Below are 19,648 nucleotides of genomic sequence, written 5' to 3'. Positions count from 1 at the left end.
GAAGTCGCTAGGACGACTTCGTCTCGTCCGACATCAAGGCTGCGAGCCGCGCCTCTTCCTCGGGCGTGAGCGGCGGAGCTGGTAGGTCTGCACCGCTTCGCGCGCGCCGGCGGATTTGCAGCCAGAGCGCCAGGCCGCCGCTGATCAGCAGCAGCGGCGCGAGCAGCCACAACAGCATGGTCTGCCGCTCGAAGCGCGGCTTGAGCAGCACGAACTCGCCATAGCGCGCGACCAGGAAGTCGAGCACCTGCGAATTGCTGTCGCCGGCAGCGATCCGCTCGCGCACCAGCAGCCGCAAATCGCGCGCCAGCGGTGCGTCGGAATCGTCGATCGACTGGTTCTGGCAGACCATGCAGCGCAGCTCGCACGACAGGTCGCGCGCGCGTGCCTCCTTCACGGGATCCGACATGATCTCGTCGGGCTGCACGGCGTGGGCGGCGGGCAAAGCCAGCAGCATGAGCGCAACGATCGTGACCATCATCCGCCGCATCGGATCACTCCGCCGGCTGAAGGCGCTGCTTGGCCCGCGCCGGCTTCGGTGCGCCGACCCGCAGGCGCCGGTCGGACAGCGACAGCATGCCGCCGAAGGCCATGAGCACCGGTCCCCACCAGATCAGCAGCACCAGCGGCTTGTGATAGATGCGCACCGCAATGGCGCCATCGGGAGTCGCGTCGCCGAGAGAAACGTAGAGCTGGCTCGCGCCGCGCGTCAGCAATGCGGCCTCGGTGGTCGAGGACCCACGCGTCGTGAAGTTGCGCTTGGACGGCGTCATGACGCTGATCTTCTCACCGTCGCCGCTGACGTTGAACTCGGCGATCATCTCGCGGAAGTTCGGCCCCTGACGCTGGGACAGGCCGTCGAGCTTGAGATCATAGCCGGCGACGTGTGCAACGTCGTTCTGCTTCATGGTCGCGATATACTCGCTGTTCCAGGTGGTCTCGCAGACGATCCCGATCAGCGCGACGCCGAGGCCCGCATGGGCAAACACAGAACCCCAGGCCGAACGCGGCAGGCCGCGGGCCCGGTGCAGCGTCGTTGCGAACGGCAGGCGGAACAAACCGGTCCGTTCGGACAGATCGGTCACGGCACCGGCGATGACGAAGACTCCAAGCCCAATTGCCAATGGTGCCAGCGCACTGCCACCACGGGTCCAGGCCCAGACGATGGCGATCACAACGAGCGCGGCAATGCCCGCCGCAAGCAGCCGCTGGGTGACGCCGAGCAGATCGCCGCGCTTCCACGCCAGCATCGGCCCAAACGGCACCACGAGCAGCAGCAGCGCGAACAGCGGGACGAAGGTGAGATTGTAGAAGGGGGCGCCGACCGACATCTTGAAGTCGAGCGCTTCCATCGCCAGAGGATAGAGCGTGCCGAACAGCACGACCGCGCAAGCTACGCTGAGCAGCAGATTGTTCAACACCAGCGCGCCCTCGCGCGAGATCGGCGCGAACAGGCCGCCCTGCTTCAACGAGGTCGCGCGCCCTGCGAACAGCGACAGGCTGCCGCCGATGAACAGGCAGAGGATCAGCAGGATGAACACGCCGCGCGTCGGATCGGTGGCGAAAGCGTGCACGGAGGTGATGACGCCCGAACGCACCAGGAAGGTGCCGAGCAGCGACAGCGAGAAGGTCAGGATCGACAGCAGGATGGTCCAGACCTTCAGCGCGTTGCGCTTCTCCATCACCAGCGCCGAGTGCAGCAGCGCCGTGCCGGCGAGCCACGGCATCAGCGAGGCGTTCTCGACCGGATCCCAGAACCACCAGCCGCCCCAGCCGAGCTCGTAATAGGCCCAGTACGACCCCATCGCGATGCCGAGGGTCAGGAAAATCCAGGCCACCAGCGTCCACGGCCGCACCCAGCGCGCCCAGGCCGCGTCGATCCGCCCCTCCATCAGCGCCGCGATGGCGAAGGAGAACGAGATCGAGAAGCCGACATAGCCGAGATAGAGCATCGGCGGATGCACGGCGAGGCCGATGTCCTGGAGCACCGGATTGAGATCGCGTCCCTCGATCGGCGGATTGGCGATGCGCAGGAACGGATTCGATGTCACCAGGATGAAGAGATAGAAGGCGCTGGCGATCCAGGCCTGCACGGCCAGCACATGCGCGCGCAGCGACAGCGGCAGATTGTTACCGAAGGCGGCGACCATTCCGCCGAACAGCGCCAGGATCGACACCCACAGCAGCATCGAGCCTTCATGGTTCCCCCACACGCCGGTGATCTTGTAGATCAGCGGCTTCATCGAATGGGAGTTCTCGTAGACGTTGGCGACGGAGAAATCCGAGTTCACGTGTAGCATCACGAGCGCGATGAACGACGCACCGACGAACAGGAGTTGCGCCAGCGCGGCGGAGCGCGCCACGTTCATCAGCGCGGCATCGCGCAAGCGCGCACCGATCAGCGGCACGATGGACTGGATCAGCGCCAGGCCAAGGGCCAGCACCAGCGCGTAGTGTCCGGATTCCGCGATCAACGCACTGCTCCCTGCGGGTTGCCCTGCGCGGTCGTCGCCGCGGGTTTGACGCTATCAGAAGCCTTGGCGCCGTAATCGTCCTTCCAATGCCCCTGCTTCTTCAGGGCATCGGCGACTTCCTTGGGCATGTAGGTCTCGTCGTGCTTGGCAAGCACGGTGTCGGCCTTGAACACGCCATTGGCGTCGAGCGCGCCTTCGGCCACCACGCCCTGCCCTTCACGGAACAGGTCGGGCAGGATGCCCTTGTAGGCGACCGGCAGCTTGGCGCCGCCATCGGCAACCTCGAAGGTCACGGCGAGATTATCGCCGCGCTGGAGCGAGCCGGGCTGCACCAGGCCGCCGAGACGAAACCGCTTGCCGGGCTCGACGTGCTTTTCGGCGACCATCGTTGGCGTCGAGAAGAACACGATGGAGTCGCGCAGAGCGTTGAGCACGAGCGCGGCCGCGAGCGCGAGCACCGCGAGGGAGCCGCCGATGATGGTCATGCGTCGCTGCTTGCGCGTCATCGCGTATCCGTTCTCCGCTCGCCTCGTCCCGACATCGTCATCCGTCGAGCCCGAGAGTCTTGAGGCCTTCGTTGAGCTGGCGCAGCCGCGCGGCGTCGTTGGCGACAGCCTGTCGGGCGTCGGTCGAAGCGCCCATTGCCCTGTCACGATCGCCCATCACGAGATAGGCGCGCACCAGGCGCAGCCAACCCTCGACATCATCGCCGTTCTGCTTCAGCCGGGTGGCCAGGCGTTCGACCATGCCGCGCACCATCGCGTTGCGATCGCCCTCGTTCATGTCCTTGGAGGCTGCGATCGTCTCGTCAGACAGCGCCGGCATCGTAGCGCCACCGCCGCCGACCCGCGCCAACGAGGTCTGCACCAGAGGACGCCACGGCGCATCCGCCGGCGCTTTCGCCAGCAGTGCGCGCCAGATGTTGGCGGCATCGTCCTTGCGGCCATCCTGCTCGGCGGCAAGCCCGAGGAAATAGTTCGCCTTGGGATCGTCCGCGTTCAGGCCATGCGCGCGCTCGAATTCGGTCTTGGCCTCGGCGGTCACCACGCCGCCGGCAGCAGCCGCGATCGCCTCGCCGAGATCGGCCCGGCGCTCCGAACTCTCACCATTGTAGGTGAGCGAGTTGCGATAGGCGCGCACCGCATCGTCGAAGCGGCCGAGCCGCACCAGCACCGGCGCGAGCACGTTCCAGCCGCGCCCGTCGGTCGGATTCTTTTCCAGATGCTGCTCGACCTGCACGACGAGATTCTCGAGCGCCATGCCGGACCCAGCCCCGCGCTCCCGCTGCGCCAGGGGAAAGTCCTGAAGCCTGGGCGAGCCGAGCGGCATGTAGACGCCGATCGCAATGAGCGGCAGGCCGGCAAGCGCCAGCACAGCCGCCGCGCGGCGCCATTTGAGGCTCGATGTCGGTTCCGATGCAGGCTCGCTCCCGGCCGCGGCAAGCAGCCTGCGGCTGATCTCGACACGTGCGGCCTCGGCTTCCGGTGCGGCGATCAGCCCTGCGGCGAGATCACGCTCGATCTCGGCCAGCTGGTCCTTGTAGACCGCCACCTCGCTCCCCTGATTTTGCGCGCGTCCGCTGCGGCCGAGCGGCAGAAGCACGGCGAAAATCGCCGCGACCGTCATCAGCGCGAACACGAACCATAGCGTCATCAGGCAAGCTTCCGGCGGCGCGCGAACCGCGCCCATAGGTGGCTTTACACCACGGCCGGACGATGCGGCAATTGACAATTGTCAATTCGGCGCGACCGCACACAGTCCCGAAACTGTGAAAATCCAACGGCTTAACGGATCTCGAAGTCCGCGCTTTGAGCCGCGTCCTCGCCGTGCCCGTTGAAGGCCCTCAGGAAGTATGTTCCCGGCTCGATTGCTTCAGGCAATTTGATGCGCAACGCCCCGACGGGAACGGGCGATGCAACCCTGGTGACGGTCTCAGGCAGTTGGCGGCCGCTTGCCTTCTCGATCAGCACCACCTTCGCGCCAACCATCAGCCTTTGGTATTTGGCGACAATGACGCGGTTTTCAATTTCGATGGAGCTGATAAGGGGTTTCATGCGCCCACAGATAGAAATTCCAAAATCTTGCACGGCGACCGTAGGGCCCGCCACCGGCACCGTCAACCACAAATTGTGATCACAAAAAAATGCGCTTGATCAGCTTGCCCGCGACGATTTGCGCTCGCCCGTGGCCGCGTTCTCCGCGGCGCGGCTCATCAGCGACGCGTAATCATCGCCGAACAGCACCTGGCAGAACCGGATCGCGGCCTGCACCTGCTGCTGCCGATAGGTGCGGACCTTGTGATCGGCCGCACGCAGCGACTGCACCAACTGCTCGGTCGAGCGTTCGACATATTGCTGGAGATCGGAATAGGTGCGCAGCGTCACCTCGTTGATCGCAAGCTCGCTCGCATAGTTGCGGCAGGTCGCGACGAAATCGATCAACGCCGCGGTTTCCTCAACCTCGGTGCTGTCGATCCGCGCCCCCGGCGGAATGTCCTTCTCGGCGCGCTGGCGCAGGATGCGGCGAACCCGGCCGGGAACGCTGTCGATCTCCGATTGCAGCGCATTGGAGATGTCGGCCCGGATCGAGGTCAGCTGCTTGCCCCAGACGGAATCGTTGCGCAGATCGAGTTCCGTGCGAAGACCGCGCACGCCGTCATGCAGCGCCTTGAGATTGTCGGCGACGTTCTCGAAATGGCCGCGCTTGATGTCCATGCGCAGGATCGCGGCAACGCAGGACAAATCATGCAAAGCGATCGTGACGGCCACGCCGTAGGGCGTCGCCGCGACGCGGATCTCGTCGTCGGACGCGGCAATCTTGATGGCGAGGCGGATGATCTGCCACGGCGCGGTCATCCGCTGCACGACCATCGACAGCGCGAAGGGCAGCATCTGCGGCGTCTGGAGCGCGGGGATGTTGAGCGTGGACGTCACTGACGCGATTTGGGCTTCGCCGAAGGCACGCAAGAAGCGCGGCAGCTTCTCGTTCAGCGTAGCGATGGCCTCCCGGACCTGAAGCACCGCTCCAATCGAATAGAGGTCCTCGATCACGTTGGGCGGGCCGACGCGGGCGAGCGCGCGCGACTTGTCGCCGCCGCCGGGACCCGTCAGCCCGAAGATGGCATCCGCGGCCACCGCCTGGAGCTTCGCGGCGAGGGCTTCGACCTGCCCTGCACTGTCTGAAGCCGGCATGCGCGCCAGCGCCGCCTCGAATTCGTTGACCTTGTCGGGGGCGCCATCGCGGCCGAGCCATTGCCAGATCGGATGCAGCGAGGAGCGGCGGATCTGGCCGACCCTGACAGGAGCGCCCGTCTCGACCAGGAACGGTTCCAGCACCTGGAACAACAGCCGCGACAGATCGTCCGTGCGCGGCGGCGCAGCCTCGTCGACTTCGGTCTTGCGGACGATCTTGCGCAGCTGCTCGAGCACGAGCGTCGCCACCGCCGTGTCCTGGCCGCGCTCGAGCGCGCGCTCGAACTCCCGCATCAGCAGCGCCTGCGACTGCGGCGGGAGCTGCGCGAGATATTCCCTCAGCCGCTCGATCGATGTCTGGCTCATGCGCCCGGGTGATGCACGATAAAATGGCAGACGTGGGATGCGTCCTGCGCGATCATAGATGGGGCCCACTTAAGAAGCCGTTTAGGAAGTCGCTCCGAAATAGCTCCGGTTTGGTCCGGATCGGTGCCGGACCAGTCAAATAGTCGTGCCGGAACAAAGGATTATATTCCGGGGAGGACCAACTCCGCCCGCAGGCCACCGGTCGGGGCGCCCGCGAGCGAGAGGCTGCCGCCATAGAGCGCGGCGAGGTCGGTCACGATGGACAGGCCGAGCCCCGAGCCGGGCTTGGACTCGTCGAGCCGCTGGCCGCGCCGGGAGACCTGGGCGCGTTCTGCCTCCGACAGGCCGCGGCCATCGTCGTCGACGATGATCCGCAGGCGCGGGCCGGCGCCCGCCTGGTGCGGCGCTTCCACCAGAACCTCAATGAAGACCTGCGAGGCCGCCCATTTGCAGGCATTGTCGACGAGATTGCCGACCATCTCCTCCAGGTCTTGCCGCTCGCCGCGAAATTTTGCGGACGGATCGGCCTTGGCCTCGACCACGATGTCGCGATCGCGATGGATCTTCTCCATGGTCCGCCGCAGCGCCTCGATGACGGGCGCGACCTCCGTCACGGTCGCCACCACCGAGACGCGCGCCGCGATGCGCGCGCGCTCCAGATGATGGGCGAGCTGGTCGCGCATCACGTCCGCCTGCTCCATCACCTTGGCTGCGAACGGCTCGGTGGCGTGCGTGCCGGCCTCATTCACGATCACCGAGAGCGGCGTCTTGATCGCATGGGCGAGATTGCCGACATGGGTGCGCGCGCGCTCGACGATCTCGCGATTGGCATCGATCAGCGCGTTGGTCTCGCGCGCCAATGGCGCGATCTCGACCGGGAATTCACCTTCGAGCCGCTCCGCCCGCCCCGAGCGGATGTCGGCGATAGATTCCGAGATGCGCTTGAGGGGCGCGAGACCGAACCTCACCTGAAACACCGTGGTCAACAGCAGCACGATGCCGAGCGCGGTGAAGGTGCCGCCGAGGTAGTAGTCGAAGCTCCGCGTCTCGTCGAATATCTCGGTGTCGTCGCCGGCCACGCTGACCAGATATTTGCCGTCCGCGCCGAGATCGACCGGCCGCTCCACCATGCGCAGATTCTGTCCCTCGGGCCCGTCGACATAGGCGAGGCGAATGCCGGCAGCGGTGAACTCGGTGCCCTGCTCCTCCAGCTTCGGCAGCTTCTTGTCCCAGAGCGAGCGCGAGGAGCGCACCTCCGGCTTCTCGGTATCGGTCCGCGTGATCTGCCAGTACCAGCCCGACAACGGCAGCTCGAACAGGGGCTCGCCGAGCGACTGGAACTGACGGTCCGGCGGCTCGTCGGGGGTTGCGACCTCGGCGATGAGGGTGCGCAGATAGAGATTGAGCCGGCGGTCGAAGGCGCGCTCGGTGGCGCTCTTGTAGACCGACGACAGCACCACCCCGGTGATGGCCAGGATCACCACGAGCCACGCCGTCGCCGACAGGAACAGGCGATTGGCAAGCGAGCTAGCGGCCATCGGAAGGATCCCGGCAGGCGCAGGGGGGCGGGGCGTCGGACGTCATGACCCGGACCAAGGCCCCTGTTCGGCCGGCCGTCAAGTCCTGACGCCTCAAGCGCCGGGAGCAGGCGGCGGGGTCAGGAGATAGCCGAGGCCGCGGACGGTCTGGATGATGTCGACGTCGAGCTTCTTGCGGATGCGGCCGACGAAGACCTCGATGGTGTTGGAGTCGCGGTCAAAGTCCTGGTCGTAGAGGTGCTCGACCAGCTCGGTGCGGGATACGACGCGTCCCGAATGGTGCATCAGGTAGGCCAGAAGCCGATATTCGTGCGAGGTCATCTTGACCGGATTGCCGGAGACGCTGACCCGCCCGGTCCTGGTGTCGAGCGTGACGGGGCCGCAACTCAATACGCTCTGGGCATGGCCGGTGGAGCGGCGCAGCAGCGCGCGGATGCGCGCCAGCACCTCCTCCAGATGGAACGGCTTTGGCACGTAATCGTCGGCGCCTGCATCGAACCCCTGGACCTTGTCGCTCCAGCGGTCGCGCGCGGTGAGGATCAGGACCGGCATGGTGCGGCCGTTGCGGCGCCAAGCTTCCAGCACCGAGATGCCGTCCTTCTTCGGCAGGCCGATGTCGAGCACAACGGCATCGTAGGGCTCATTATCGCCGAGATAATGCCCCTCCTCGCCGTCGAAGGCACGGTCGACGACGTAGCCGGCGTCGGTCAGCGCCTTGGTGAGCTGCCGATTGAGATCAGGGTCGTCCTCAACAACAAGCAGGCGCACGCTTCTCTCCAGAAATAGACTGCACAATCGATCGCCAGAGATGAGCAATTCCGGCGTGAACTGAATATGAACACGGGGAACCGGCCGCGTTACTTTTTGGTCATATAGAGCTTCTCAAGCGCCGACGCGACGGCGCCCGCCAGGCAGCCACCGGACGAGCCGGCGGGCGTGGCGGGCGCAATGTGCCGCGTTACGCGGCGAGTCGGAAGGTCCGAACCGTCCCCTCGATCGGCCGTCAGGTCCGGAAGAACACGAACCAGATGACGGCAAGGATCAGGACCGCGAGCCCCGTCGAGATGACAAGCAGGGCCGCCACTGACGGCCCCGGTTCGCCCTGACGCGCCTCGGTGGCGGTTTCGACGATCTGATCGTGCTCTCGCGTGGTTGCCATAACGCCCTCAATCTCTGGATGTCGGCTGCGGTGGTCGCCCCCCCTTCGCGGCCTGATGTCTTGAGCCAACGCGTGATTGGATATGATGTTCCGGTTTTTGCCGCTGCATCGGGCTGCAACCGCGCGCCGGGCGGCCGGTTAACGCAGTTGCAAGATTCCGCAATCCGCCTTGCTATGATTCGTTGTTCCCCGATGGTATCCTCGTCCTCTGTCCCCGTTGCGTTTGGAGTAGCCCATGGCCCCCCGCGCCAATTGGAAGGGTTTTCTGCGTCTGTCGCTCGTGACCTGCCCGGTCGCGCTGTATCCGGCCACTTCGGATACCGAGAAGGTCTCGTTCAACCAGATCAACCGCAAGACCGGCCACCGGATCAAGTACCTCAAGGTCGACGCCGAGACCGGCGACGAGGTGACCTCCGAGGACATCGTCAAGGGCTACAAGGTCGACACCGACACCTATATCGAGGTCACCAAGGACGAGCTCGACGACATCGCGCTGGACTCAACGCACACGATCGAGATCGACGAGTTCGTGCCGAAGACCGATATCGACAGCCGCTATTTGATCCGTCCCTATTATCTCGTGCCTGACGGCAAGGTCGGCCACGACGCCTTCGCGGTGATTCGCGAGACCATCCGCAGCATGGACAAGGTCGCGATCGGCCGCGTCGTGCTGACCAACCGCGAGCACATCATCGCGCTGGAGCCGCTCGAGAGCGGCCTGATGGGCACGCTGCTGCGCTATCCCTACGAGGTCCGCAGCGAGAAGGAATATTTCGACGACATCCAGGACGTGAAGCTGACCAGGGACATGCTCGACCTTGCCAAGCACATCGTCGAGAAGAAATCCGGCGCGTTCGAGCCCGAGCTGTTCGAAGACCATTACGAGACGGCGCTGATCGACCTCATCAACAAGAAGCGCAGCGGTGCACCGATCGCGGCGAAGGCCGCGCCGAAGACCGGCGGCAACGTCATCAACCTGATGGACGCACTGAAGAAGAGCATCGCCAGCGAGAAGGACATGGCGCCCGCGGCCAAGGTCGCCAAGGAGGCCGTCAAGGAGACCGTCAGGGGCAAGAAGCCGAAGAAGCGCGTCGAGGGCCAGCGCGAGATGCTGCTGCCGATCGCCGGCAAGGGCGGCAAGACAGCAGCCGCCAAGGAAGCGCCCCCCAAGAAGGCCGACAAGCCGGTCCGCGCGCCGGCGCGGGCGAAGAAGGCCGGTTAGACGCAATCCGCGTCTGCAATCGCGCCGTGATGTCTCCCCTCGCCGATCGACCGGCCTGACATGCCCTGGTCGACGGCGTTCGACGATCCCGTTCGCGTAAGCCACAAGCGCAAGCTGCTGACGCTGCAAGACGCGGCGGACTACATCATGCAGCTGCCTGAGGACGCACAGCACGAGGTGCACTGGCAGACCGCCATCGAGACCTTGATCAACGCAGCCGAGACAGGCGGCGGCTGGGTAATGTTCGCCCGCATCGCGATGCTGAATGCGGACGGCCGCGGCGGATGAGAGCCTTGGTTGTCATCCTTGGTTGTCATCCCTGGCAGGCATCCGTGCCGGTCGTGACGAACAGGCTCAACAAACCGTTAATCGGCGCCCTCGTGTCCAGCACGACAGGGTATTCCTACGGGCGACAAAATTAACCGTTGGTTCCCCTTATGCGCAGCATGGTTCCGGCTCCGATCGAGCCAAGGTTCGCGTGCCCCGTGCAGCAGGACGTCAGAAAGAACTACATCAGCATCGTGAACGACGCGCCTGATCACGAGCAGGCGGCGAGCACGGCGCCGCGGCCGCAGCCGGGCACGATGAAGGACTTTGTCGGCCGTCTCGCGACCGTGCTGAAGCGCCGCCTCCCCGCCGCACCGGGCCCGACCATCACGCCCTGACAGGCGCCGCGGCGTCCGCGTGTCCTTGCCGGGGCGGTCGATTTGAATCCATTTGGATGGATCGATGGAACCTTAATTTAATGGATGCCATCGTATGTGACGGAGGCGCGGCCGCCCGGGCTTCATTCTTCCGTCGCGCAGAAAAATCTATTCGATCTATTTACCAGTCCGAAAACGACGCTGCCACACATTGGATCGGATGAAGAGGAGTTGGCATGACTTTGCTTAGGTCTTTCCTTGCCGATGAGACTGGCGCAACCGCCATCGAATACGGCCTGATTGCCGCCGGCATTGCGCTGGCGATCGTGACCGTCGTGAACAACACGGGCAGCCAGCTCCTCAACAACAAGTTCAACTCGATCAGTTCGTCGCTGAAGTAAAGGCCGCCTCGTAACGGCCGCCCTGGCCTGAGGCGGCATCCCTGCACGCGCCGACCCCGGCGCGGCCGTCGGCGCATGCTCCCTCCCCGATCTCGTCATTGCGATCGCAGCGAAGCAATCCAGAGTCCTCCCGCGGAGGAATTCTGGATTACCTCGCTGCGATCGCAATAGCGGTGCGTGGCCCGTAACGCACTCAAAATCGTGTCCCGGACGCTACGCAACGTACTTCAAGCAACCACACCCCCGCGCTCCCGCGCTTTGACGGCCTTTTGAGTCCTGATAGTCTTCGGCCCGGCGTGGTTCGACGGGCCATGCTCAATCATTGGACCAGAGCGATTTGAAGGATGCGGATGAGAAGCGTGACGGTCTTGGCTCTCAGCCTCATGTTTGTCGGCGCCTGGTCGCACGACAGCGCGAGAGGACAGACTTCGGTCGCGCCTCCGGTTTCGCTTGCTCCGCCCAATGTATCGCCGCCGCGCGCGAGCGCCAAAACTTCCAGAATTCCGCCGGCGACATCCGGCAGGGAGGCTTCGCCGCCTGTGATCGGCGGGCCTCCGCCGATGCCTAATCCTGCCGCCGACTACGATGGCTTCAGCGTAGGCACCGTCGACGACAACGACGCCTCAAGCCAGGTGACGCCGCCTGCGAGGTCACGCGCAGCAAAGGGCGCCAAGTCCAATTCCACGTCCAATCCCGATACAAATGGCCTCGGCGGGCAGTCGTCGGTCGATCAGGAAGATGAGGCGTTGAAACGAAAGCTGACGATCTGCAAAAACTGCAAGTAGGACGTTTGTAGCCCGGATTGCGCTTCCGCCTTCGCTCTTCGAGCTACGGCGGACAAGTCGCTCTATCCGGGCTACGGCAGCTCGCTGCATAGCTGACCTACCGCGCCCGTCGCCCACCCGTGCTTTACCCTCCTGCAAATTCCTGATCCTCTCTCCCCAATCGGCCGGAGCAACCGGCCAAGCCTGAGGAGAGAGACGCCATGAAGCTCGGCACCGCCATTGCGGAAATCATGAAGCGCGAGGGGATCGAGATCCTCTGCGGCTATCCGGTCAACCATCTGATCGAGCACGCGGCCAAGGCCGAGATCCGGCCCGTGATGGTGCGGCAGGAACGCGTCGGGGTGCATATGGCGGACGCGATCTCGCGGGTGACGTCGGGGCGTTCGATCGGCGCGTTCTGCATGCAGCATGGGCCCGGCGCCGAGAACGCGATGGGTGGCGTTGCGCAATGCTACGGCGAATCCGTGCCCGTGCTGGTGCTGCCGATGGGCTATCAGCGCAGGCTTGCGCATATCGAGCCGAACTTCAATTCCAGCGAGGCGATGAAGGCGTTTTCGAAATCGTCCGAGCCGATCATTCTCGCGGCCGAGGTCACCAACATTTTTCGCCGTGCCTTCACCAAGCTCAAGAACGGCCGCGGCGGGCCCGTCATCGTCGAGATCCCCGCCGACATGTGGAACGAGGAGGTGCCGGAGCCGCTGAACTACACGCCGGTGCTGCGCACGCGCTACGGCGCCGATCCCGTTCATGTGAAGGAGGCGGCAGCCCTGCTCGTCAACGCGAAGCGCCCCGTGATCTATGCCGGCCAGGGCGTGCACTACGCGCAGGCCTGGCCGCAACTGAAGCGGCTCGCCGAACGGCTCGCCATTCCCGTCACCACCAGCTTGGGGGGCAAATCATCGTTCCCGGAAACGCATCCGCTGTCGCTCGGCTCGGGCGGCCTCGCGGTGCCGCGCGCTGTTCCAAAATTCCTCGCTGAGGCCGACGTCATCTTCGGCATCGGCTGTTCCTTCACCGAGACCAGCTTTGGCATCGCGATGCCGAAGGGAAAGACCATCATCCACTCCACGCTCGATCCGAACCATCTCAACAAGGATGTGGAAGCCAAGGTCGGCCTCGTCGGCGATGCCGGCCTCGTGCTCGATGCGCTGCTGGAGGAGATCGGCAAGACCGTCACGGCGGATCGCGACGCATCAGCGGTCGCGGCCGAGATCGCCGCTTCGCACAAGGAGTGGCTGGCGAAATGGATGCCGAAACTCACCAGCGATGACGCGCCGCTCAGCCCCTATCGCGTGCTCTGGGACCTGCAGCACACCGTCGACGTCAGCAACACCATCATCACCCATGATGCCGGCAGCCCGCGCGACCAGCTCTCGCCGTTCTGGAAGGCGGTCGAGCCCCTCACCTATCTCGGCTGGGGCAAGACGACGCAGCTCGGCTACGGCCTTGGGCTGGCGATGGGCGCAAAACTCGCAAAGCCCGACAAGCTCTGCATCAATGTCTGGGGCGACGCCGCCATCGGGTTCACCGGTATGGATTTCGAGACCGCGGTGCGCGAGCGCATCCCGATCATGTCGATCCTGCTGAACAATTTCTCGATGGCGATCGAGTTGAAGGTGATGCCGATCTCGACCGAGAAATACCGCTCGACCGACATCTCCGGCGACTATGCCGCGATGGCGCGCGCCTTCGGCGGCCATGGCGAGCGGGTGACGCGGCCGGAGGACATCATCCCCGCGATCAAGCGCGGCATCCAGAAGACGAAGGAAGGCACCCCGGTGCTGCTGGAGTTCATCACCAGCAAGGAGACCGAGGTGTCGCGGCCGGCGACTTGAGGCGGCCACAAGGCTGCAGACGCTGGCTCCGGCCGCAGGAGATGTGATAATCGGGCTTGGTACCGCGTACGTCGCGGCGCTTAGCCGGATTATCAATGACCGCGCCTCCCCAGGACAAGGCCGCCGAGCTCGAACGGCAATTGCGATCCCAAGCGGCCGAGAATGCCCGCCTGCAAGCCGAGCTTGCCATTGCGCGCGACCGCCAGAACGCCAGCATGGAGATCCTGCGCACCATCGCCAACTCCTCGGGCGATGCGGAGGGCTCGCTGCAGCAGATCGCGGAAGCGACCATGCATCTGTTCGGCGCGCCGAGCGCCACCATTCACATTGCCGAAGGCGACGGGTGGTCCAGGGTGATCCGGGTCGGCGACAGCTCCATGCGCGTCGGCGCCGGCGTGCCGCTCGCCCAGCTCAAGATCGGCGGCCGCAACATGCCCGGCACCATCGTGGCCGAGAACCGGCAGGTTCATGTTCCCGATCTCGACAATGTCGATCCGGCCATCGCCGACTGGCCCGGCATGCCTCACGCTCGCGCCGCCGGCACGCGTTCGATGTCCGGCTCGCCGCTGCGGCTTGAAGGCAAGGCGATCGGCGCGCTAATCGTCTACCGCGACCGCCTCGCGCCCTTCACCGATGATGAGATGGCGCTGCAACAGAGCTTTGCCGACCAGGCCGCGATCGCGATCGAGAACGCGCGCCTGTTCAACGAGACGCGGGAATCACTGGAACGGCAGACCGCGACCGCCGACATTCTGAAAGTGCTGGCGAGTTCGCCCTCCGACGTGCAGCCGGTGTTCGACGCCGTCGCCGCCAACGCCAACCGGCTGATCGGCGGCTTCTCCACCGCGGTGCTGCGCTATGTCGACGGCGCCGCGCACCTCGTGGCATTCACGCCGGGCGATCCAGCCGGCGACCGCGTGCTCCAGGCCTCGTTCCCGGTGCCGTTCGCGCAGTTCCCGGCGTACCAGCTCACGGCCCATGGTGAATCGGCGCAGCTGCCGGATACCGAGCTTGAGCCGGCCGCACGCGACATCGCGCGCGCCCGCGGCTTTCGCAGCATGCTGTTCACGCCGCTGATGAGCGAGGGCGAGGCCAAAGGCGTCATCATCGCCACGCGGCGAACCACCGGCGCGTTCGCCGAGCATCATGTGCGGCTGCTGCAGACCTTCGCCGACCAGGCGGTGATCGCGGTCAAGAATGTCAGCCTGTTCAACGCCACCAGGGAAGCGCTGGAACGGCAGACCGCGACCGCCGACATCCTCAAGGTGATCGCGGCCTCGCCGGCCGACGTCACGCCGGTGTTCCAGGCCATCTCCGACAGTGCCAAGGCGCTGGTCGGCGGACATTCCTCCACCGTCACCCGCGTCATCAACGGCATGCTGCATCTGGCTGCCTTCACCACCGACAACGAGGCCGGCAACGCGGAGCTGCGCAGCTCGTTCCCGGCGCCGCTTGCGGCATCGGGCATTCACAGCCGGGTGGCGACAGGTGGTGAATACGCATTCCGCAGCGACATGCAGAACGAGCCCGACCTCACGGAGGCCATGCGGGAGCTGGCGCGGACGCGCGGCTATCGCAGCATCCTCGTGATTCCGATGCTGCGCGACGGCATTGCCATCGGAACCATCGGCGTGACGCGCCGCGAGGCCGGCCCTTTCCCGGACAAGGCGATCAGCCTGCTCAAGACCTTTGCCGACCAGGCCGTGATCGCGGTCGAGAACACCCGCCTGTTCAACGAGGTGCAGGACCGCACGCGGGAGCTCGCCAGATCGCTCGACGATTTGCGCGCCGCGCAAGACCGTCTGGTCCAGACCGAAAAGCTGGCCTCGCTCGGCCAGCTCACCGCCGGCATCGCGCACGAGATCAAGAACCCGCTCAACTTCGTCAACAATTTCGCCTCGCTCTCGGCCGAGCTGACCGACGAGCTGAACGAGGTGCTTGCGCCCGTCCCGCTCGCCGACGATCTGCGCGCGGAGGTCGACGAGCTGACGGGGCTGCTGAGGGACAATCTTGGAAAGGTCGTGCAGCACGGAAGGCGCGCCGATTCCATCGTCAAGAACATGCTGCTGCATTCGCGCGAGGGCGGCGGCGAGCATCGGCTCAGCGACATCAACGCGCTGGTCGAGGAGAGTCTCAACCTCGCCTATCACGGCGCGCGTGCCGAGAAGCCGCTCTTCGACGTGACGCTGAAGAGCGAGCTCGACCCGGCGGCGGGTTCGGCCGAGGTGTTTCCGCAGGAGATTTCCCGGGTGCTCTTGAACCTGATCTCGAACGGCTTCTATGCGGTGACCCGGCGCCAGATGGGCAGCGGCGCCGGTTACGTGCCGGTGGTGATCGCCGCGACCCGCGACCGCGGCGACAGCATCGAGATCCGCATCCGCGACAACGGCACCGGCATTCCGGAAGACGTGAAGGCGAAGATGTTCAATCCGTTCTTCACCACCAAGCCGGCCGGCGAAGGTACCGGTCTCGGGCTGTCGATGAGCCACGACATCATCGTGAAGCAGCACGGCGGCACGATCGACGTCACGACAGAGCCCGGCGCGTTCACGGAGTTCACGATCCTGTTGCCGCGAAAGAGCAGCTTTCCGGACACGACCGGAGGATAGCGTGGCTCGGGAGGTGCTTTCATGAATCCAGCTCGGTTCATTCGGCGACAATTGCTGTCGCTGTCCGGCGTCGGCCTCATGCTGGGTGCGCTGTTCTTCGCTGCCGCGCTGACGCCGACGCTGATCCCGCGCAGCTATCTCACGCAAGGTGCCCTCGCCGGCGGCTGCTTTGCGATCGGCTATTTCACCGGAATCCTGTGGCGCCGGCTGTGGCACTATCTCGAACTGCCCGAGCCTTCGGCGCGCGCAAGATCAGTTGCGAATGCGCTTGTCGCAGTCGGCTGCCTGCTCGTCGTCATCCTCGCCCTCGCGCGCACCGCCGAATGGCAGAACTCGATCCGCACCGTGATGAAGATGGCGCCGGTGGAGACCGCCCATCCGCTCAAGGTCTGCGCCATCGCCCTGATCACGTTCGTCGTGCTGTTGGCGCTGGGGCGGCTGTTCGCGCTTGTCGCCCGCTTTCTCGCCGCGCGCATACGACGCCTCGTTCCGCGGAAGGTCGCGAACGTGGTCGGCCTGCTCGTCGCAGCCCTGCTGTTCTGGTCGATCGCCAGCAATGTCCTGATCCGCACGGCGTTCAACGCACTCGACTCCTCCTTCCGCGAACTCGATGTTCTGTTCGAGCCCGAGCGGCCGCAGCCGACCGATCCCGGTCGGACGGGAAGCCCGGCATCACTGGTGAAGTGGACCGAGCTCGGGCGCATGGGGCGCCGGTTCATTGCCTCAGGCCCGGCCGCAGCCGAGATCAGCGCCGCTACGGAAAGGCCCGCGCAGAATCCCGTGCGCGTCTATGTGGGGCTCGGCAGCCGCAACACCGCGCAAGCGCGCGCCAGGCTCGCGCTCGAGGAGCTCAAGCGCCAGCACGGCTTCGACCGCAAAATCCTGATCGTCATCACGCCGACCGGCACGGGCTGGATCGATCCGGCCGCGATGGATACGGTCGAATATCTCCACCATGGCGATGTCGCGAGCGTCGCGATGCAGTATTCCTATCTCAACAGCCCGCTGTCGCTGCTGTTTCAGCCCGAATACGGTGCCGAAGCGTCGCGCGCGCTGTTCGCAGAAATCTACGGCTATTGGACGACCCTGCCGAAGGACAAGCGGCCGATGCTGTATTTGCACGGACTGAGCCTCGGCGCCATGAACTCGGAGAAATCCGCGGAGCTGTTCGAGACGATCGGGGATCCCATTGGCGGCGCGCTATGGAGCGGGGCGCCATTTGAGAGCCGCATCTGGCGCTCGGTCACCGCGAACCGCAATCCGGGATCGCCGGCCTGGCTCCCGGAATTCCGCGACGGCCGCCTCGTCCGCTTCATGAACCAGAATGGACCGACGGTGCCGCCGGATACGCGCTGGGGGCCGATGCGCGTCGTCTATCTGCAATATGCCAGTGACGCGATCACGTTCTTCGCCTACCGCGACGCCTATCAGGCGCCGGACTGGATGAATGCGCCGCGCGGGCCGGACGTGTCGCCGCAGCTGCGATGGTATCCTGTCGTGACGATGCTGCAGCTCGCCCTCGACATGGCGGTCGCGACCGCGACGCCGATGGGCTTTGGCCATGTCTACGCGCCCGAGCATTATGTCGATGGCTGGGTCGCGGTGACAGATGTCAATGATTGGTCCGCCGAAGCACTCGCGCGGCTCAAGGAACAGCTTGCGGCGAAGGCGCGAAAGACGAGCGCAGGTGATGCCGACGACGATCCCGATCGCGGCGGCTAACCCCTACTCCGCCATCTCCACCTGCTGCGTGACGGAGGGGCCGGCGAGCGGCCGCTCCTCCATCATGATCAGGCAGAGCGAAGCCGTGGTCATCAGCGCGGTGGCGGCGCCGAAGACGTAACGGAACGCGTGCCGCATGTCTTCGGCAGGGATCGCGGGGATGCTGCCTGCGGCGTGATGCTCGCCGGCCAGCGGAACGTCGGCGCCGAGCGCGATCAGCAGGATCGCCGCGAACGCCGCGACCGTGAACGAGGACATCAGCGAGCGGAAGAAGTTCATCGCGCCGGTGATGGTGCCGACTTGCGGGCGCGCGACCGAATTCTGCAGCGAGACCACGCAGACCGGAAAGGTCGTGCCGAGGCCGAGCGCAAAGGCGGCCATCAGCATCAGCAAGCCCCACAGCGGCAAGGTGGTGACCGTGAGGGCGAGGCCGCACAGCGCGGCCCAGGACGTGCCGATGATGGCAACGCGCTTGTAGTGTTTTGCGCGCGCCATGGTACGGCCGGCAATCGCCGCACCGCAGGTCGAGACTGCCGCGAGCGGAATCAGCGCAAGCCCCGCCTCGCTGGCGCTGAGATGGTAGACCGACTCGTAGTAGAGCGGCAGCTGCACGGTGAGGCCCGTGATCGCACCGAGCCCGCAGCCCCCGGCTGTCATGGCGAAAGGCGCCACCGAACCCGTCAATAGCTTCAACGGCAGGAACGGCTCGTCGGCCCGCCGCGCGTGCCACACGAAGGTGACCGCGAGCGCGACAGCGCCGCCCACCATCGCAAGCACCGTCGGCGAGAGCCACGGATAACGCCTGCCGCCCCAGGTCAGCACCAGCATGAAGACGACCGCAGAGGCCATCAGCAGCACGCCGCCGAGCCAGTCGACCTTGCGCTTGCGGTGGAACACCGGGATCTTCTTCATCTTCGGCAGCAGCATCGCGATGGCGGCGGCTGCGAGCGGCAGATTGATCCAGAAGATCATCGACCAGTGCAGATGCTCGGCGAACACGCCGCCGATGACGGGGCCCAAAATGCCGCCGACCATCCAGACGCTGGAGAAATAGGCCTGGTACTGGCCGCGCTCGCGCGGGGAGACGATGTCGGAGATCACGGTCTGCACGACAGGCATGATGCCGCCGCCGCCGAGGCCCTGAAGGCCGCGCGCCAGAATCAGCATCGGCATGCTCGGCGCGATCGCGCACAGCACGGAGCCGGCGACGAACAGGCTGAGCGAAATGATGATCATCACGCGGCGGCCATAGATATCGCTCAGCGTCCCGAACACCGGCGCGACCGCGGTCGAGGCGAGCAGATAGGCTGTGATGACCCAGGAGAGATTGGAGACGTCGTGAAACTGGCGCCCGATGGTCGGCAGCGCGGTCGCGACGATGGTCTGGTCGAGCGCAGCCAGAAACATCGTCAGCATCAGGCTGATCACGATGGTCCGGACCTCGTCCTGCGATAATGGTGCCGGCGGCGCGAGCGAAGGCGCGTCGTCGACGCTCAAGACCTCGCTGGGAAGGCGGGACAGCTCTTCGGCAATGTCGTCAGGCAACGCCTGAATGTCGGCAGAACTGCTCTGCCGGTCGAACTTGTTCATCTCGATCGGAAGCCGTGAAGCGGCGCAACACCGCGAAGGATTCGTTCTATGCAGGCAATGTAGAGAGGAAAGTTCTTCTCAGGCAGGCACCGCGGCGCATGGGTGCATCCCG

Annotated in this window: 18 protein-coding genes; 8 read left to right on the top strand and 10 right to left on the bottom strand. The window is 65.3% G+C overall.

Annotated elements, in window-relative coordinates:
- Positions 1-7: 7 nt before the first annotated feature.
- The 9 genes from J4G43_RS17680 to J4G43_RS17640 all read right to left on the bottom strand — a co-directional run bounded on the left by J4G43_RS17680 (position 8) and on the right by J4G43_RS17640 (position 8,728).
- Positions 8-490, bottom strand: a complete 483-nt coding sequence (locus J4G43_RS17680) for a cytochrome c-type biogenesis protein (RefSeq protein ID WP_208085775.1) — start codon at positions 488-490, stop codon at positions 8-10.
- Positions 491-494: 4 nt separating this feature from the next.
- A complete protein-coding gene (locus J4G43_RS17675) occupies positions 495-2,474 on the bottom strand; it encodes a heme lyase CcmF/NrfE family subunit (RefSeq protein WP_208085774.1) in 1,980 nt (659 codons plus the stop codon).
- A complete protein-coding gene (gene ccmE, locus J4G43_RS17670) occupies positions 2,471-2,980 on the bottom strand; it encodes a cytochrome c maturation protein CcmE (protein WP_063984547.1) in 510 nt (169 codons plus the stop codon). The genes J4G43_RS17675 and ccmE overlap by 4 nt, the downstream gene beginning before the upstream one ends.
- A 37-nt stretch (positions 2,981-3,017) precedes the next feature.
- Positions 3,018-4,127, bottom strand: coding sequence for a c-type cytochrome biogenesis protein CcmI (gene ccmI, locus J4G43_RS17665; RefSeq protein ID WP_071917603.1), 1,110 nt, complete (start codon positions 4,125-4,127; stop codon positions 3,018-3,020).
- A gap of 131 nt (positions 4,128-4,258) precedes the next feature.
- Positions 4,259-4,528, bottom strand: a complete 270-nt coding sequence (locus tag J4G43_RS17660) for a hypothetical protein (protein WP_028149902.1) — start codon at positions 4,526-4,528, stop codon at positions 4,259-4,261.
- A gap of 99 nt (positions 4,529-4,627) precedes the next feature.
- On the bottom strand, positions 4,628-6,031 hold the full coding sequence (locus J4G43_RS17655; protein ID WP_063984548.1) for a hypothetical protein: 1,404 nt from the start codon (positions 6,029-6,031) through the stop codon (positions 4,628-4,630).
- A gap of 161 nt (positions 6,032-6,192) precedes the next feature.
- Complete coding sequence (locus J4G43_RS17650) at positions 6,193-7,569, bottom strand: sensor histidine kinase (protein WP_208085773.1); 1,377 nt, start codon at positions 7,567-7,569, stop codon at positions 6,193-6,195.
- Between the two features lie 93 nt (positions 7,570-7,662).
- Positions 7,663-8,337: a response regulator transcription factor gene (locus J4G43_RS17645; RefSeq protein WP_208085772.1), complete on the bottom strand. Its 675-nt coding sequence runs from the start codon at positions 8,335-8,337 to the stop codon at positions 7,663-7,665.
- A 235-nt stretch (positions 8,338-8,572) separates the two neighbouring features.
- Complete coding sequence (locus tag J4G43_RS17640) at positions 8,573-8,728, bottom strand: hypothetical protein (protein ID WP_208085771.1); 156 nt, start codon at positions 8,726-8,728, stop codon at positions 8,573-8,575.
- Between the two features lie 235 nt (positions 8,729-8,963).
- Between J4G43_RS17640 and ku the strand changes: the two genes are divergently transcribed.
- From ku to J4G43_RS17600, 8 genes are all read left to right on the top strand, one after another.
- Positions 8,964-9,950, top strand: coding sequence for a non-homologous end joining protein Ku (ku, locus tag J4G43_RS17635; protein ID WP_208085770.1), 987 nt, complete (start codon positions 8,964-8,966; stop codon positions 9,948-9,950).
- A 60-nt stretch (positions 9,951-10,010) separates the two neighbouring features.
- Positions 10,011-10,238: a hypothetical protein gene (locus J4G43_RS17630; protein WP_208085769.1), complete on the top strand. Its 228-nt coding sequence runs from the start codon at positions 10,011-10,013 to the stop codon at positions 10,236-10,238.
- 197 nt (positions 10,239-10,435) lie between these two features.
- A complete protein-coding gene (locus tag J4G43_RS17625; RefSeq protein WP_028149907.1) occupies positions 10,436-10,615 on the top strand; it encodes a hypothetical protein in 180 nt (59 codons plus the stop codon).
- Between the two features lie 215 nt (positions 10,616-10,830).
- Positions 10,831-10,995 carry a Flp family type IVb pilin gene (locus J4G43_RS17620; protein WP_014496710.1) on the top strand — a complete coding sequence of 55 codons (165 nt, stop codon included), beginning with the start codon at positions 10,831-10,833 and terminating at the stop codon, positions 10,993-10,995.
- A 350-nt stretch (positions 10,996-11,345) separates the two neighbouring features.
- Complete coding sequence (locus tag J4G43_RS17615; RefSeq protein WP_208085767.1) at positions 11,346-11,780, top strand: hypothetical protein; 435 nt, start codon at positions 11,346-11,348, stop codon at positions 11,778-11,780.
- Positions 11,781-11,980: 200 nt separating this feature from the next.
- Positions 11,981-13,615, top strand: coding sequence for a thiamine pyrophosphate-requiring protein (locus J4G43_RS17610; RefSeq protein WP_208085766.1), 1,635 nt, complete (start codon positions 11,981-11,983; stop codon positions 13,613-13,615).
- Between the two features lie 95 nt (positions 13,616-13,710).
- A complete protein-coding gene (locus J4G43_RS17605) occupies positions 13,711-16,224 on the top strand; it encodes a GAF domain-containing protein (RefSeq protein ID WP_208085765.1) in 2,514 nt (837 codons plus the stop codon).
- A gap of 21 nt (positions 16,225-16,245) precedes the next feature.
- Positions 16,246-17,946 carry an alpha/beta hydrolase gene (locus J4G43_RS17600; protein WP_208085764.1) on the top strand — a complete coding sequence of 567 codons (1,701 nt, stop codon included), beginning with the start codon at positions 16,246-16,248 and terminating at the stop codon, positions 17,944-17,946.
- 3 nt (positions 17,947-17,949) lie between these two features.
- On the opposite strand, the gene J4G43_RS17595 is transcribed toward J4G43_RS17600, so the two are convergent.
- On the bottom strand, positions 17,950-19,536 hold the full coding sequence (locus J4G43_RS17595) for an MDR family MFS transporter (RefSeq protein ID WP_208085763.1): 1,587 nt from the start codon (positions 19,534-19,536) through the stop codon (positions 17,950-17,952).
- Between the last annotated feature and the right edge of the window lie 112 nt (positions 19,537-19,648).

Source organism: Bradyrhizobium barranii subsp. barranii, assembly GCF_017565645.3.
GTDB classification, from domain to species: domain Bacteria; phylum Pseudomonadota; class Alphaproteobacteria; order Rhizobiales; family Xanthobacteraceae; genus Bradyrhizobium; species Bradyrhizobium barranii.
Note: the sequence above shows the minus strand (reverse complement) of the source record. Positions and strands in the feature narration are given on the sequence as shown.